Origin of the sequence: Sphingomonas profundi, assembly GCF_009739515.1 — a bacterium.
In the GTDB taxonomy this organism is placed as follows: domain Bacteria; phylum Pseudomonadota; class Alphaproteobacteria; order Sphingomonadales; family Sphingomonadaceae; genus Alterirhizorhabdus; species Alterirhizorhabdus profundi.
Genome location: NZ_CP046535.1, coordinates 1821965 through 1835297, shown reverse-complemented (window position 1 = coordinate 1835297; position 13333 = coordinate 1821965). Strand labels below are relative to the sequence as shown.

Genomic DNA, 13333 nt, shown 5'->3' with positions numbered 1-13333 from the left:
ATGAGCTTTCCCTGGGCACAGCATTATGCGCCTAAGCACCCGGTCATGCAGTGGCTCGACGAGCGGCTGCCGCTGCCGCGGCTCGTCTACAACGCGGTGGGCGCGGGCTATCCGGTGCCGCGCAACCTGAACTATTTCTGGAACTTCGGCGTCCTCGCCGGCGCCGCGCTCGGCATCCAGATCATCACCGGCATCGTGCTGGCGATGCACTATGCGGCCAACGGCGCGATCGCGTTCGAGAGCGTCGAGAGCATCATGCGCGACGTGAACTCCGGCTGGCTGCTGCGCTACGCCCACGCCAACGGCGCCAGCTTCTTCTTCATCGTCGTCTACCTGCACATCTTCCGCGGCCTGTTCTACGGATCGTACAAGGCCCCGCGCGAGATGGTGTGGCTGCTCGGCGTGGTGATCTTCCTGCTGATGATGGCCACCGCCTTCATGGGCTACGTGCTGCCATGGGGCCAGATGAGCTTCTGGGGCGCGCAGGTGATTACCGGCTTCTTCTCGGCGATCCCGATCGTCGGCGAGCCGATCCGCACCTGGCTGCTGGGCGGCTTCGCGCCGGACAATGCGGCGCTCAACCGCTTCTTCTCGCTTCACTATCTGCTGCCGTTCGTGATCGCCGGCGTGATCGTCCTGCACATCTGGGCGCTGCACATCCCGGGTTCGAACAACCCGACCGGCGTGGACGTGAAGGGGCCGCAGGATACGGTGCCGTTCCACCCCTATTACACCGCCAAGGACGGTTTCGGTCTGGGCGTGTTCCTGCTCTGCTTCTCGATCCTGCTATTCTTCGCGCCGAACCTGCTGGGCCATCCGGACAATTACATCCCGGCCAACCCGCTCTCCACCCCGGCGCACATCGTGCCCGAATGGTACTTCCTGCCCTTCTACGCAATCCTGAAGGCGTTCACCTTCAACTTCCTGTGGATCCCGGCGAAGCTGTGGGGCGTGATGGCCATGTTCGGCTCCATCCTGCTGCTGTTCTTCCTGCCGTGGATCGATGGGTCGCCGGTGCGCTCGGCCAATTACCGGCCGATGTACAAGTGGTTCTTCTGGGTGCTGGTCGTCGACGTGGTGCTGCTCGGCTATCTCGGCCAGGCGGAGGTGACGCCGATGGTGGTGCTGGCGAGCCAGGTGTGTGCGGCCTATTATTTCGCCCACTTCCTCGTCATCCTGCCGATTGTCTCGCGCATCGAGCGGCCGCTGCCGCTGCCCAACTCGATCTCGGAATCGGTGCTGCACGGCGAGAAGGCCGAAGCCGCGCCGCTCGGCGCCCAGACCGCCTGAGCCCAGGAGAAAGACCGACATGCTCCGCTTCTTCGGCCCCCTCATCGCTCCCATCGTGGGCCTGGGCTTCATCGCCGCCTTGTTCTTCGCGATCATCTTCACGCCGCGCGAGGCGGCGGAGGAGAGCGCCAGCCACGTCTTCCATCGCGAGCCGAAGGAGCTGAGCCTGGCGAGCGACGGCCCGCTCGGCAAGTTCGACCGGCAGCAGCTGCAGCGCGGCTTCCAGGTGTATAAGGAGGTCTGCTCGGCCTGCCACTCGATGCACCTCGTCGCCTTCCGCGACCTGGAGGAGCTGGGCTTCACCAAGCCCGAGGTGAAGGCGATCGCGAACCAGTGGTCCACCGAAGTGCCGTCGATCAACCCGGAGACGGGCGAGCCGGCGACGCGCAAGGCGATCCCGGCCGATCACTTTCCGAGCCCCTATGCCAACGAGACGGCGGCCCGTTCCGCCAACAACAACGCGCTGCCGCCGGATCTCTCGCTGATCACCAAGGCGCGCGAGGGCGGGGCGCCCTACGTCCACTCGCTGCTGACCGGCTACCAGAACCCGCCGGCCGAGCTGCTGAAGCGCTTCCCGGATGCCAAGCCCTCGGGCACGCTGCACTATAATCCCTACTTCGCGAACCTGAACATCGCGATGCCGCCGCCGCTGGTCGCCGATGGACAGGTGACGTATTCGGACGGCACCAAGGCGACCGTCGATCAGATGGCGCAGGACGTCTCCGCCTTCCTCGTCTGGTCGGCCGAGCCGAAGCTGGAGAGCCGTCATCGCTCGGGCGTGGCAGTGGTGATCTTCCTGCTGATCGCGACGGCGCTGGCCTATCTCTCCTACCAGAACATCTGGGCGGGCAGGAAGCATTGAGCCAAGCGGACGGGACGGCCGGCGGCCGTCCCGCGGCCCGGCTGGGCCTGATCGGCGGGAGCGGCCTCTACCGGATGGCCGCTCTCGCCGATGGCGTGTGGACCGAGTTCGACACGCCGTGGGGCCGTCCGTCCGACGCGCTGCTGCTCGGCACGATCGCGGGGCGGGAGGTGGCCTTCCTGCCGCGCCACGGCCGCGGCCACCGCATCGCGCCCGACGAGATCAACGCCCGCGCCAACATCGCCGCGCTGAAGGCGGCCGGGTGCGCCGAGATCCTGGCGGTATCGGCGGTCGGCTCCTACCGCGCCGAACTGCCGCCGGGTACGTTCGTGATGGTCGACCAGTTCGTCGATCGCACGATACGCGGCGGCCGCAGCTACTTCGGCGAAGGTATCGTCGGCCACGTCGGCTTCGGCAATCCCACGTGCGGGCGGCTGGCGGAGACGGTGGCGGCGGCGCTGTCCGCGCTCGGCCTGCCGCACGCCACGCACGGCACGATGCTGGTGATGGAGGGGCCGCAATTCTCCACCCGCGCGGAATCGCTGGGCTACAAGGCGCAGGGGCTGGACGTGGTCGGCATGACCGGCCTGCCCGAGGCGCGCCTCGCCCGCGAGGCGGAGCTCTGCTACCAGAATGTCGCGATGGTGACGGATCTGGACGCGTGGTCCGACACCCACGTCGATGTGTCGGAGGTGATCGCCGTGCTCGGCCGCAATGCGGAGAATGCGCAGGCGCTGGTGCACGAGGTGGCACGGCGCGGCGTAGCGCCGCCGGAGCGATGCCCGGCCGGCTGTACCCACGCGCTCGACACCGCCGTCATCACGCCGCGCGAGGCGTGGCCGGAGGCTACCGCGAGGCGGCTGGCCTGTATCGCGCCGAGGGTCTTTGCGCCGAAAACCGTCGCGACGGACTCGGCATGAGCCCGAACGACGATATCGCCGCGCTGATCCGCACCATCCCGGACTTCCCCAAGCCCGGCATCCTGTTCCGCGATATCACCACACTGCTGCTGGACGCGCGGGGCCTTGCCACCACGATCGAGCGCCTCGCCGCGCTGCACGCGGGGCCGGTCGATCTGGTGGCGGCGATCGAGGCGCGCGGCTTCATCTTCGGCGCGGCGGTGGCGCATGCGCTGGGCGCGGGCCTGGTGCTGATCCGCAAGGACGGCAAGCTGCCGGGCGTGACGGTAGGCGTCGATTACGCCCTGGAATATGGCCAGGACCGGGTGGAGATGCACGAGGATGCGGTGGTGCCCGGCGCCCGCGTGCTGCTGGTGGACGATCTGATCGCCACCGGCGGCACCGCGCTGGCGGCGATCCGGCTGATCCGCAAGGCGGGCGGCACGGTGGCGGCTGCCAGCTTCGTGATCGACCTGCCGGATCTGGGCGGGGCCGCGCGCATCGCCGCGGAAGGGGTGGCGGCAGGCGCGCTCGTCAGTTTTCCGGGCCACTGAGGGGCACGCACAGGCGGATCGCGCGCGGCGCCACGGTGAAGCCCAGCGGCGGCCGCAGCCGGTGCACCTCCCCATCCAGGGCGATATCGACGAAGCGCGCGCGCGACAGCACGAGCAGGCCGGCGCACGCGCCGATCGCGGCGAAGTCGCGCGCCGGATCGCTGCGGCCGAGAAGCGCGCGGAGGGCGAACCACAGCAGGCCGGAACGCGTCTGCGCGGCGACGGCGAAGACACAGAGGGTGCCGTCGTCCAGCGCCAGGCGGGTGCCGATGCGGCCTCGCTCCAGCGCATAGCGATTGTTGCCGACGAACAGCAGCGGCGTGCGCAGCGTGCGATCGCCGTCGTCGCTCCGCAGGTGCAGGCGATGGCGCGGCAGCCGGCGCAGCGCGGCCCAGGCGGCGGGGATCGTCGCCAGCCACTTGGGCCAGCCGTGGCGCGCTCCGGCCTGGCGATGCCGCACCATCAGCGGATAGAGCCCGACCGACGCGTTGTTGACGAAGCCGTGGCCGTTCACCGCCGCGAGATCGATCGCCCGCGTCGCCCCGTCGGCGATCACACGCGCGGCGGCATCGAGGCCCAGCGGGATGGCGAGATCGCGGGCAAGGTGGTTGCGCGTGCCGAGCGGCAGGATGGCCAGCGCACCGGCGCGGCGTGGGCCGCGAAGGCGCTGCCGAGCGTACCGTCGCCGCCGCCCACGGCGATCAGCGGCGCGGCCGCATGGCGGCGCATGGCCGCGGCCACATCCGGACCCTCGACGAGGTGGACCTCAGCGACGAGCCCGGCCGCCGCGAACGCGGCTTGGATGCGGGCGACCAGCGCTACGCCGGCCCGCGCCGCCGCGCCCGAGCGACGGTTCACGACCACCGGGACGCGCCGATCGGTCACTGCGGCGCGATCGCCCCTCCCGACTTCGCCGCGTCGACGAAGCAGCCGCGCAGGAAGAGGTCGAGCGCCAGGTCGATGTGACCGTCTATCTCGTCCTGTGTCAGGCGCTGCTGGTGGACGAAGAACGGCTTGAGCGAGCCGAGCGCCAGCATGTTGAACAGCAGGGCGGCGCGCGGGCTATCCGCCGTGGTCATGCTGCCGGCGGCGTGCATCCGCGCGAAATAGTGGATCAGGCCGGTGAGGGCATGCGCCAGCATGTCGCGCACCTGCTCGAACAGGTCGGGGAAGCGGTCCGCTTCCGCGATGCAGAGGCGGACGATCTCCAGGTTCGGCTCGCGATAATAAGCCCCGTTCAGCACCGTCATCGCCTCGCGCAGCACCAGCGCGGGCGGCCTGTCGTCGAAGGCGACGCGGCCGGCGATGTCGGCGATCCTGATGGTGCCACGGATCATCTCGGTGAACAGCGTCGATTTGTCCGAGTAGAGTGCGTAGATCGTCGTGCGGCTGACCGCCGCGACGCGTGCGATGCCGTCTATGCTCGTTCCGGCGAAGCCGCGCTGGCGGAACTCGCTGAGCGCCGCCGCCATGATCCGCTGGCGCAGCAATTTGGCGTCGTGCTTGGATGGGCGGCCACGCGACGGGCTGTGGGGGGTGTTCACATCGGCCGATTTCATTTCGGACACGTCAGGAAGCCCATTCGATCGTGCCGTCAAGCCGTCCGCACGGTGCAATCGCCACCATGTGCGGCGATCGCGACGGTCCGCCAGCCGCAGGCTCGTGTCACGCGGCCGGCCTGATCCCGCCTTCTGCCTATACCAGCGCGCGGCCGTGTAAGCGACGCGACTTACTCCATCGCGAACCAACCGCCGCAAACATCGACGCCGCAATAATGACACCGCTTTGGCGGATTCAGCCAAGCAGCGAGACCTGCATATTCCCGTATGCGGCGAGACGAAGCCATGATAGCTTTGTGTCACTTCATTGCGGGGCATGGCGGTGGCAAGGTCTCGGTTCGATCGAGCGCTCGGTTTGGTTGCCCGCCTGACGGCTGGTCTTAACCCTTGGCATAGATGGCCTTTCGCCGTCGCCCTGCCGACCTTGGCAGGCCTTCGCGTCAACATGCGATGGGGCAATCTGTTCGATACGCAGCTCTCGCATCCGCCGGTGCCGCAGCCGGCGGTGGATGTGCAGACCGAGCGCACGGCGGACGGCAGCTACAACGATCTGGAAAAGCCGTGGATGGGGATGGCCGGCGCGCGCTTCGGCCGCAATTTCCCGATCGACGAGACGTTCGGGCTGGAAGGGGACGCGCTCGTCACGCCGAACCCGCGGCTGATCAGCAACAGGCTGCTGGGGCGGCGCGAGTTCGTGCCGGTGCCGCACCTGAACCTGCTCGTTTCCGGCTGGCTGCAATTCATGGTGCATGACTGGCTGAGCCACGGATCGGCCCAGAAGGAGGATCCGCACCGCATCCCGCTGGAAGATGGCGACGACTGGCACGAGCGGCCGATGACCATCCTGCGCACCGCGCCGGACGTGACGGGGGACGCCGACGCCGGCCGGCCCGCAACGTACACGAACACCGAGACGCACTGGTGGGACGGATCGCAGATCTACGGCTCCACGCTGAAGCGCCAGCGGCTCGTCCGCACCGATCCGGCGACGGGCCGGTTCCGCGAGGACGGCAAGCTCGGCCTCTCCGCCACCGGCAACTTGCCGCTCTGCCCGCCGGACGAGGATGTGGGCGACGCCGAGGGCGGCCGCTTCGCCGGGCAGGAACTGGCCGGGGTGAACGGCAATTGGTGGATCGGCCTGTCGCTGCTGCAGACGCTGTTCGCCCGCGAGCACAACGCCATCGTCGACCGGCTGAAGGCGGATCACCCGACCGCCACCGGCGAGTGGCTGTTCCAGAAGGCGCGGCTGGTGAATGCGGCGCTGATGGCCAAGATCCACACGACCGAGTGGACGCCGGCGCTGATGAACTCGCCGACCGGGCGGTTCATCATGCGGATCAACTGGTGGGGCATCGCCGGCGAGCATTTCTGGAAGGGCTTCGGCCGGCTGAGCGACAGCGAGACGATATCCGGCATCATGGGGTCGCCGACCGACCATCACGCCGCGCCCTATGCGATGACGGAGGAGTTCGCCGCCTGCTACCGCATGCATCCGCTGATGCCGGACGATTTCTCGTTCCGCCGCGCCAGCGACGACGGCGAGATCTTTACCGCGACCCTGGTGGACGTGGCGCACGGCGCGACATCCGGCCTCTACGCCAAGGCGAGCTTCGAGGATCTGCTCTACTCGGCCGGAACGATGCATCCGGGCGCGCTGGTGCTGCACAATTACCCGAACATGCTGCGCAAGCTGCCGGTCAACCCGGAGAAGGGCGTCTACAGCGATCTCGCCGCGATCGACATCCTGCGCGATCGCGAACGCGGCATCCCGCGCTACTGCGCCTTCCGCCGGATGATGGGGATGAAGGCGCCCAAAAGCTTCGCCGAGCTCACCACGAACAAGGAGTGGCAGCGCGAGATCGCGGAGATCTACTCCAGCGTCGAGGAGGTGGACCTGCTGGTCGGCACCCTGGCCGAGAGCAATGGCGGCACGCCGGTGGGCTTCGGCTTCTCCGATACGGTGTTCCGCATCTTCATCCTGATGGCCTCTCGCCGGCTGAAGAGCGACCGTTTCTACACGCGCGACTTCACGCCGGAGGTCTACACCCCGGCCGGTTTCGCCTGGGTGGCGGAGAACGGCCTGCGCGAGGTGATGCAGCGCCACGTGCCGGCGCTGACGCCGCACTTCGCCGGCGTGCGCAACATGTTCTTCCCGTGGACGAAGGGCGGCGCCGCATGAGCCGCCTCGCCCTACCCGGCATCCTGGACGTGCTGCGCGTGGACGATGCGACGCAGATCGATGCGCTGGCCGCCGATCCGCGGTTTGACCGGCGATATGTGCCGCGCGGACCGCTGATCAACCGCATGGTGCTGAGGCGCATCCGCCGCGTGCTGGCGATCGACGGCGTGCCGCTGCCGCCGGTGGCGCCGCGCGGAGCCGAGCGGCCGCTGCCGGCGCAGGCCGCCACCGAGGCGTGGCTGGACGGGCTGGCCGAGGCGGGTATCGCCGGCGACGATGTGGAGGCGCTGGCCGCGTGGGTGCGCGGCGCCGGCGACGGTCCGGTGGGCGAACTGGCGCAGCAGGCGGTGGGCCGGCTGTTCGCCGCGGACTATCGCGCGGACAGGGCCAGCTGGGCGGCGGCGCGGGTGATGGGCGCGGCACCCAGCGACTTCAATCCGCTGCGGATGCTGTTGTGGGGCCTCACCCGCCGGGTGGAGCGGGCGCGCGACCTGCTGGCCGAGAAGGTGGGCGGGGACGCCACCGGCGTGCACGCGACCGGCGTGGCGATCCACAACATCGTCTCCGGGCTGGAGGCGATGCGGGCGCAGTGGAGCAATCGGGAGGCGCGCGAGCGGCTGTCCGTCTCGGCCGCCGTCGCCAAGGCGATCGTCGCGCCCCGGCAGGTCGTGCGCCAGCCGACCGTCGCGGGATCGACCGCCGCCGGCGCCTTCACGCCCGACACGCTGGTGCTGCTGCGGCTGGAGACGGCGAACCGCGCCGATCCCGGCTACGACACCGCCTTCATGGACGGCGCCTGGAGCGAGTGCCCGGCGCGGCGCTGGGTGCCGGCGCTGCTCGCGGCCGTGTGGCGGCGAGCGCAGGCGCAGGCGGGCACGGGGGCGCGGTGATGGCGAACGAGGTGATCTTCACGCCGCTTAAGTTCCGCAACCTGGAGGTGAAGAACCGCATCTTCCGCTCCAGCATATCAGGCCGGTTCGACAATGAGGACGGATCGCCGACGCAGACGCGGATCAACTGGGAATCGAAGTTCGCCGCCGGCGGCGTCGGCGCGATCATCTCCTCCTACGTGCCGGTGGCGATGGAGGGGCGGATCATCGCCGGCTACGCCACCGTACACCGGGACGAGTGGATCCCTTTATGGGCGAAGCTGGGCGAGGCGGTGCATGCCCATGGCGCGAAGTTCATCATGCAGCTCAGCCATTCCGGGCGGCAGCTGGACCTGCCGGGCATCCACAACAAGAACCGCAAGGCGCTGAGCAGCACGAGCAAGACGGAGCCGATCAACGGCATCGCCTGCCGCGCGATGGACAAGGCCGAGATCGCCCATGCCGTGCGGCAGTTCGCCGACGGCGCGTGGCGCGCGCGCGAGGCGGGGCTGGACGGGGTGGAGCTGCACTCGGCGAACGGCTATCTGTTCACCCAGTTCCTCAGCTCCGGCATCAACGACCGGACCGACGAATATGGCGGTCCGCTGGAGAATCGCGCGCGCTTCCTGCTGGAGGTGATCGATGCCATCCGCCAGCGCGTGGGGCGCGACTTCCACCTGCAGGTGAAGCTGGGCGGGGTGGACCACAACAATGTGATCTTCGGCGAGAAGCCGGGCAACATGATCTCCGATGCGGTGCAGATCGCCAGATGGTGCGAGGCGGCCGGGGTGGACGGCATCCACGTTTCCAGCGGATCGAGCTTCCCGCATCCGCTGAACCCGCCGGGCGACTTCCCGCTGGACATGCTGGCCCAATCCTATGACGCGATGATCTCCTCCAGCGGGCATGGCCTGCGCAACTATCTGATGTTCCGCTACAAACTGCTCCAGCCGATCTTTCACTACATCTGGTTCCGGCTGAAGAAAGGCCATCCGGTGGAGGGCGTCAGCCTGGACGAAGCGCGCCAGATCAAGGCGGCGGTGCGCGTGCCGGTGATCGTGACGGGCGGCTTCCAGACCGCTTCGGTGATCGCCGGCGCGATCGACGCGGGCGTGTGCGACGGGGTCGCCATCGCCCGCTCGCTGATCGCCAACAACGATCTGGTCGAGATCTGGCGGAGCGGCGCCGAGCGGCCGGACCGGCCGTGCACCTACTGCAACAAGTGCCTGGTCAACGCGCCCAAGAACCCGCTCGGCTGCTACGAGCAGGATCGCTACCCGGATTACGAGACGATGGTCCGCACGATCATGTCGATCTACTCCACCCATGCCGACCTCAAAGTGCCGGCGCGCGACGGATTGCTCACGCGATGAGCGCGCTCGGCCTCTCCGACTCGCTCGCTCACGGCCCCTGCGTCGCCTTCGCGCTGGCCGCGCGGGAGCGGTACAGGACGGTGCTGGGGTTCGTCCTGATCGTCGAGGCGGCGGCCGGCGTGGCGCTGCTGCTGTTCCCGCACAGCGTCGCGCGGCTGGTGCTGGATGCGCCGCCGGGCCCCGCCGGCTTCACCCGGCTGGCCGGGCTGCTGCTGCTGATCCTGTGCGGCCTGTTCGCCGCCGCCCGCGCCTTTCCGGAACGGGCGAAGATCGCGAACGTGGTGGGGGTCGTCGGGCGCGGCGCGGTGGCGGTCCTGCTGCTGGCGGGCGGCGGCCGGCTGATCGCCGCAGGGCTGGCCGAGGCGGCGGCGGCGGCGGCGCTGGGCCTGTTCTACTATCGCTACTTCACGGCGGAAGTGATGAGCCGGCCCTGAAGGCCAAACAGAGGAGAGGGCCGGTGACGATATTGGCATCGCTTCCACCGCGCCGGCGCCGGCTGATCTTCGTCGCGGCCGGCGTGCTGCTGATCCTGATCGCGGTGGCCGTATCGCTGTTCCGCCTGCAATCGAAGGCGGACGCGCCCGTCACCTACGCCAGCGACGACGAGCATTTCAAATATGGCTCAATCTCCAGCGATGTCGGCGGCATCCCCTATTGGATCTGGGCGACCATGCCAGAGGTGTGCCGCGGCCTGCTGCCCGGCGGCTACGCCTCGCTCGGCGTGATTCAGGAGCCGGGGCGGATGACGCCGATCGGCTTCTCGATGCGGCGGGTGGGCTTCCTCGATCAGGTGGGGCCGAACTGCGCGCTGTGCCACTCCACCACGGTGCGCACGGCGCCCGGCGCGGCGCCCGTCACCTATCTGGCGGCGCCGGCGCAGCAGCTTGATCTGATGGGCTATTTCCGCTTCCTGTTCGATTGCGGCCGCAGCCCGGCCTTTACGAAGGCCAACGTCCTGGCCGCGATCGGACGCCACAAGGATCTCGGCCTGTTCGAGCGGCAGATCTACGGGATCGCCGTGCCGCAGGTGAAGAAGGCGCTGATCGCGGGCGGCAGCCAGTTCGACAGCATCGTCGTCGGGCGACCGCCCTGGGGGCCGGGGCGGGTGGATACGTTCAACCCGTACAAGGTGCTCGTCTTCCACGACGACATGACGAAGGACAAGTCGATCGGCACGGCCGACTTCATGTCGATCTGGGACCAGCAGGCGCGCGAGGGCATGTGGCTGCACTGGGACGGCAACAATGACTCGCTGGACGAACGCAACCTCTCCGCCGCGATCGGCGCCGGCGCCACGCCGCTGACCCTGAGCAGCGACGTGAATCTGGCCGGCGTGGACCGGGTGAAGCGATGGATCACCCATCTGCCGCCGCCCAAATACCCGTTCCCGATCGATTATGCGAAGGCGGCGGCGGGGCGGCCGGTGTACGAGGCGGCCTGCGCCGAGTGCCACGAGGCCGGGCGGCCCGGCTATGGCGCGGTGATCCCGGTACGCTTCCTCCAGACCGATCCCGAGCGGCAGGTCGCCTTCGACAGCACGATGGCGGCCAAGATGAACACGATCGGCAAGGGCAAGCCGTGGGCGTTCAACCGCTTCCGCACGACGGAGGGCTATGCCAGCCACCCGCTGGACGGCATCTGGCTGCGCGCGCCCTATCTGCACAACGGATCGGTGCCCACCCTGCGTGAACTGCTCGATCCGCCGGCCCGGCGCCGCGCCGTCTTCTATCGTGGCGACGACGTGTACGATCCGGTGAACGTCGGCTTCGTGTCCGATGTGGCGCAGCGCGGCAGCCGGCGCTTCTACCGCTTCGATACGCATGCGCGCGGCGACGCCAATGGCGGCCATCTCTACGGGCTGGATCTGAGCCCGGCGCAGAAGGACGCGCTGATCGAATATCTCAAGACGCTGTAGCGGAGGGGCGGGGACCATGTCTGACGCGCGCAGGATCTTCCGCATCGTCGTGTGGGCAGGGGTGATCGCCAACTGGTCGTTCGGCCTGTGGGTGACGTTCGGCGATCCGCACCGGCTGCTCGCGATGCTGCGGCTGGGCGATCAGCCGAGCGTGCTGTGGCTCTACAATTACGCGATCCTGCTGATGATCCTCAGCCTGTTCTACATACCGGCGGCGCGCGATCCGTTCCGCTACCGGGCGAATGCCTGGCTGCTGGTGGTGGGGCGGCTGGTGCCGGTGAGCACCTTCATCCTGGGCGTGCTGGTGGGCTTCATGCCACGCGGCTTCCTGGGGCTGGCGCTGGCCGACAGCAGCTTCGGCATCGTCGAGCTGATCCTGCTGCTCCGCATCTTCCGCGAAGGGCCGGGGGCGGGCGACTACAGGCCGGCGCCGTGAGCCGCGGGCGGCGCATCGCCTATATCGTCGCGGCGCTGATCGCCGCGATCATCATCGTCGCGCCGCCGCTCTACACCCGCCTGTTCCCGCTGCCGACGCGCTACCTCTCCGACGAGGAGCATTTCAAGTACGGCTCGGTGGGGGTCGAGCCGGTGGCCGGCGTGCCGTTCGAGGTGTGGCGGGCGCTGCCCGGCGTGTGCATGAGCGCGGAGAAGAAGGCGCTCGGCTACCGCCAGTTCGGCTTCCAGTGGGAGGCGGGCCATGCCGCGCCGATCGGCATGCCGATCGAGACGGCGATCGTCCCGCGCGTGGGGGTTAACTGCGCGCTGTGCCATGTCGGCCGGGTGACGGGGCCGGGCGGGGCGACGCGGCTGCTGGTGGGTGCGCCGAACGCCACGCTGGACCTCCAGGCCTATCTGCGCTTCCTCTTCTCCTGCGCGTCCGGCGCGCAGTATCGCGCGGGGCCGATCCTGGACGAGATCGCGCGGCAGGGCGGCGACCTGAACCTCGCACAGCGTCTGTTCTACCGCCTCGTCATCATCCCCCAGACCAAGGCGGCGATCCTGCGGCAGCAGCGCGATTTCGCCTTCACCGACGCGCAGCCCGATTGGGGGCCGGGGCGGGTGGACGGGTTCAATCCCGCCAAGATACAGGTGCTGAAGCGGCCATATGACGGCACCCTCGACGTGGTCGACATGCCGCCGCTCTGGGCGCTCGGCCGCCGCGCCGGCGGCGCCTGGCACTGGGACGGGTTGCAGACCTCGCTGCACGAGGTGTTCCTGAACTCCGGCATCGGCAACGGCGCGTCCGCGCGGACGATCGACCTACCCAGCCTCGACCGCATGGAACGCTGGACGACGTCGCTGCCGCCCACGCCCTATCCGTTCGCGATCGACCATGCGCTGGCCGGCGCCGGTCACGCCGTGTTCCAGCGCGCGTGCGCCGATTGCCACGCGCCGGGCGGCGGCAAGACGGGTCAGGTGATCCCGATCGGCTGGGTGCGGACCGATCGCAACCGCCTCGACTCCTGGACGCCCGATGCGCTGGAGGCCTTCCGCGCGATCGACGACTATCCGTGGCGCTACACCCACTTCCGCAAGACCGGCGGCTATGTGGCGGCGCCCTTGGACGGAATCTGGGCACGCGCGCCCTATCTGCACAACGGATCGGTGCCGACCCTGTCCGCGCTGCTGAGCCCGGCGGAGCGGCGGCCGGTGGAGTTCGGCCGCGGTTCGGCCGCCTATGACACGGCGCGAGTGGGTTTCGCCAGCGATCGCGGCAAGCGGTTCGACACGCGCCTGCCGGGCAACGGCAATGGCGGGCATCCCTACGGCGCCGATCTGCCCTCTACCGACAAGGCAGCGCTGATCGAGTATCTCAAGACGCTGTGAGGGCCG

At 69.1% G+C, this 13333-nt stretch carries 14 protein-coding genes; 11 read left to right on the top strand and 3 right to left on the bottom strand.

All coding sequences use genetic code 11. From position 1 onward, the window contains the following. From GNT64_RS08570 to GNT64_RS08555, 4 genes are read left to right on the top strand one after another with little or no spacing between them, the layout of a single operon-like run. Entirely contained in the window at window positions 1-1290 is a 1290-nt protein-coding gene (locus GNT64_RS08570; RefSeq protein ID WP_156679154.1) for a cytochrome b, read from the top strand. Between the two features lie 19 nt (window positions 1291-1309). Then, window positions 1310-2152, top strand: a complete 843-nt coding sequence (locus tag GNT64_RS08565; RefSeq protein ID WP_156679153.1) for a cytochrome c1 — start codon at window positions 1310-1312, stop codon at window positions 2150-2152. Next, window positions 2149-3072, top strand: a complete 924-nt coding sequence (gene mtnP / locus GNT64_RS08560; RefSeq protein ID WP_231639388.1) for an S-methyl-5'-thioadenosine phosphorylase — start codon at window positions 2149-2151, stop codon at window positions 3070-3072. Before GNT64_RS08565 ends, mtnP begins: the two co-directional genes overlap by 4 nt. Next, window positions 3069-3605 carry an adenine phosphoribosyltransferase gene (locus tag GNT64_RS08555; protein ID WP_156679152.1) on the top strand — a complete coding sequence of 179 codons (537 nt, stop codon included), beginning with the start codon at window positions 3069-3071 and terminating at the stop codon, window positions 3603-3605. The genes mtnP and GNT64_RS08555 overlap by 4 nt, the downstream gene beginning before the upstream one ends. On the opposite strand, the gene GNT64_RS08550 is transcribed toward GNT64_RS08555, so the two are convergent. Genes GNT64_RS08550 through GNT64_RS08540 form a run of 3 tightly spaced genes read right to left on the bottom strand, consistent with a single transcriptional unit; the run spans window position 3586 to window position 5149 of the window. Next, window positions 3586-4191 carry a diacylglycerol/lipid kinase family protein gene (locus tag GNT64_RS08550; RefSeq protein WP_422396637.1) on the bottom strand — a complete coding sequence of 202 codons (606 nt, stop codon included), beginning with the start codon at window positions 4189-4191 and terminating at the stop codon, window positions 3586-3588. The two genes, GNT64_RS08555 and GNT64_RS08550, sit on opposite strands and share 20 nt — an antisense overlap. Further along, window positions 4158-4490, bottom strand: a complete 333-nt coding sequence (locus GNT64_RS08545) for a diacylglycerol kinase family protein (protein ID WP_197277325.1) — start codon at window positions 4488-4490, stop codon at window positions 4158-4160. Before GNT64_RS08545 ends, GNT64_RS08550 begins: the two co-directional genes overlap by 34 nt. Next, on the bottom strand, window positions 4487-5149 hold the full coding sequence (locus tag GNT64_RS08540; RefSeq protein WP_197277324.1) for a TetR/AcrR family transcriptional regulator: 663 nt from the start codon (window positions 5147-5149) through the stop codon (window positions 4487-4489). The genes GNT64_RS08545 and GNT64_RS08540 overlap by 4 nt, the downstream gene beginning before the upstream one ends. Before the next feature lie 439 nt (window positions 5150-5588). On the opposite strand from GNT64_RS08540, the gene GNT64_RS08535 reads away from it, so the two are divergent. From GNT64_RS08535 to GNT64_RS08505, 7 genes are read left to right on the top strand one after another with little or no spacing between them, the layout of a single operon-like run. Continuing rightward, window positions 5589-7343, top strand: a complete 1755-nt coding sequence (locus tag GNT64_RS08535) for a peroxidase family protein (RefSeq protein ID WP_197277323.1) — start codon at window positions 5589-5591, stop codon at window positions 7341-7343. Next, window positions 7340-8233, top strand: coding sequence for a hypothetical protein (locus GNT64_RS08530; protein WP_156679148.1), 894 nt, complete (start codon window positions 7340-7342; stop codon window positions 8231-8233). Before GNT64_RS08535 ends, GNT64_RS08530 begins: the two co-directional genes overlap by 4 nt. Beyond that, window positions 8233-9585, top strand: coding sequence for an NADH:flavin oxidoreductase (locus GNT64_RS08525; protein WP_156679147.1), 1353 nt, complete (start codon window positions 8233-8235; stop codon window positions 9583-9585). The genes GNT64_RS08530 and GNT64_RS08525 overlap by 1 nt, the downstream gene beginning before the upstream one ends. Beyond that, on the top strand, window positions 9582-10019 hold the full coding sequence (locus tag GNT64_RS08520) for a hypothetical protein (protein ID WP_156679146.1): 438 nt from the start codon (window positions 9582-9584) through the stop codon (window positions 10017-10019). Before GNT64_RS08525 ends, GNT64_RS08520 begins: the two co-directional genes overlap by 4 nt. Window positions 10020-10042: 23 nt before the next feature. Next, the gene (locus GNT64_RS08515) at window positions 10043-11500 is read left to right on the top strand and encodes a c-type cytochrome (RefSeq protein WP_156679145.1); all 1458 of its coding nucleotides are present in this window, start codon (window positions 10043-10045) and stop codon (window positions 11498-11500) included. Window positions 11501-11516: 16 nt separating this feature from the next. Further along, window positions 11517-11936: a hypothetical protein gene (locus GNT64_RS08510; RefSeq protein ID WP_156679144.1), complete on the top strand. Its 420-nt coding sequence runs from the start codon at window positions 11517-11519 to the stop codon at window positions 11934-11936. Next, the gene (locus GNT64_RS08505; RefSeq protein ID WP_156679143.1) at window positions 11933-13327 is read left to right on the top strand and encodes a c-type cytochrome; all 1395 of its coding nucleotides are present in this window, start codon (window positions 11933-11935) and stop codon (window positions 13325-13327) included. The genes GNT64_RS08510 and GNT64_RS08505 overlap by 4 nt, the downstream gene beginning before the upstream one ends. The last annotated feature ends 6 nt before the right edge of the window (window positions 13328-13333 follow it).

Bases quoted from the DNA above. Each gene is read 5' to 3' on its own strand.
- GNT64_RS08570 (WP_156679154.1), top strand. From the start codon at position 1: ATGAGCTTTCCCTGGGCACAGCATTATGCGCCTAAGCACCCGGTCATG.
- GNT64_RS08520 (WP_156679146.1), top strand. From the start codon at position 9,582: ATGAGCGCGCTCGGCCTCTCCGACTCGCTCGCTCACGGCCCCTGCGTC.
- GNT64_RS08555 (WP_156679152.1), top strand. From the start codon at position 3,069: ATGAGCCCGAACGACGATATCGCCGCGCTGATCCGCACCATCCCGGAC.
- GNT64_RS08530 (WP_156679148.1), top strand. From the start codon at position 7,340: ATGAGCCGCCTCGCCCTACCCGGCATCCTGGACGTGCTGCGCGTGGAC.
- GNT64_RS08510 (WP_156679144.1), top strand. From the start codon at position 11,517: ATGTCTGACGCGCGCAGGATCTTCCGCATCGTCGTGTGGGCAGGGGTG.
- GNT64_RS08525 (WP_156679147.1), top strand. From the start codon at position 8,233: ATGGCGAACGAGGTGATCTTCACGCCGCTTAAGTTCCGCAACCTGGAG.
- GNT64_RS08565 (WP_156679153.1), top strand. From the start codon at position 1,310: ATGCTCCGCTTCTTCGGCCCCCTCATCGCTCCCATCGTGGGCCTGGGC.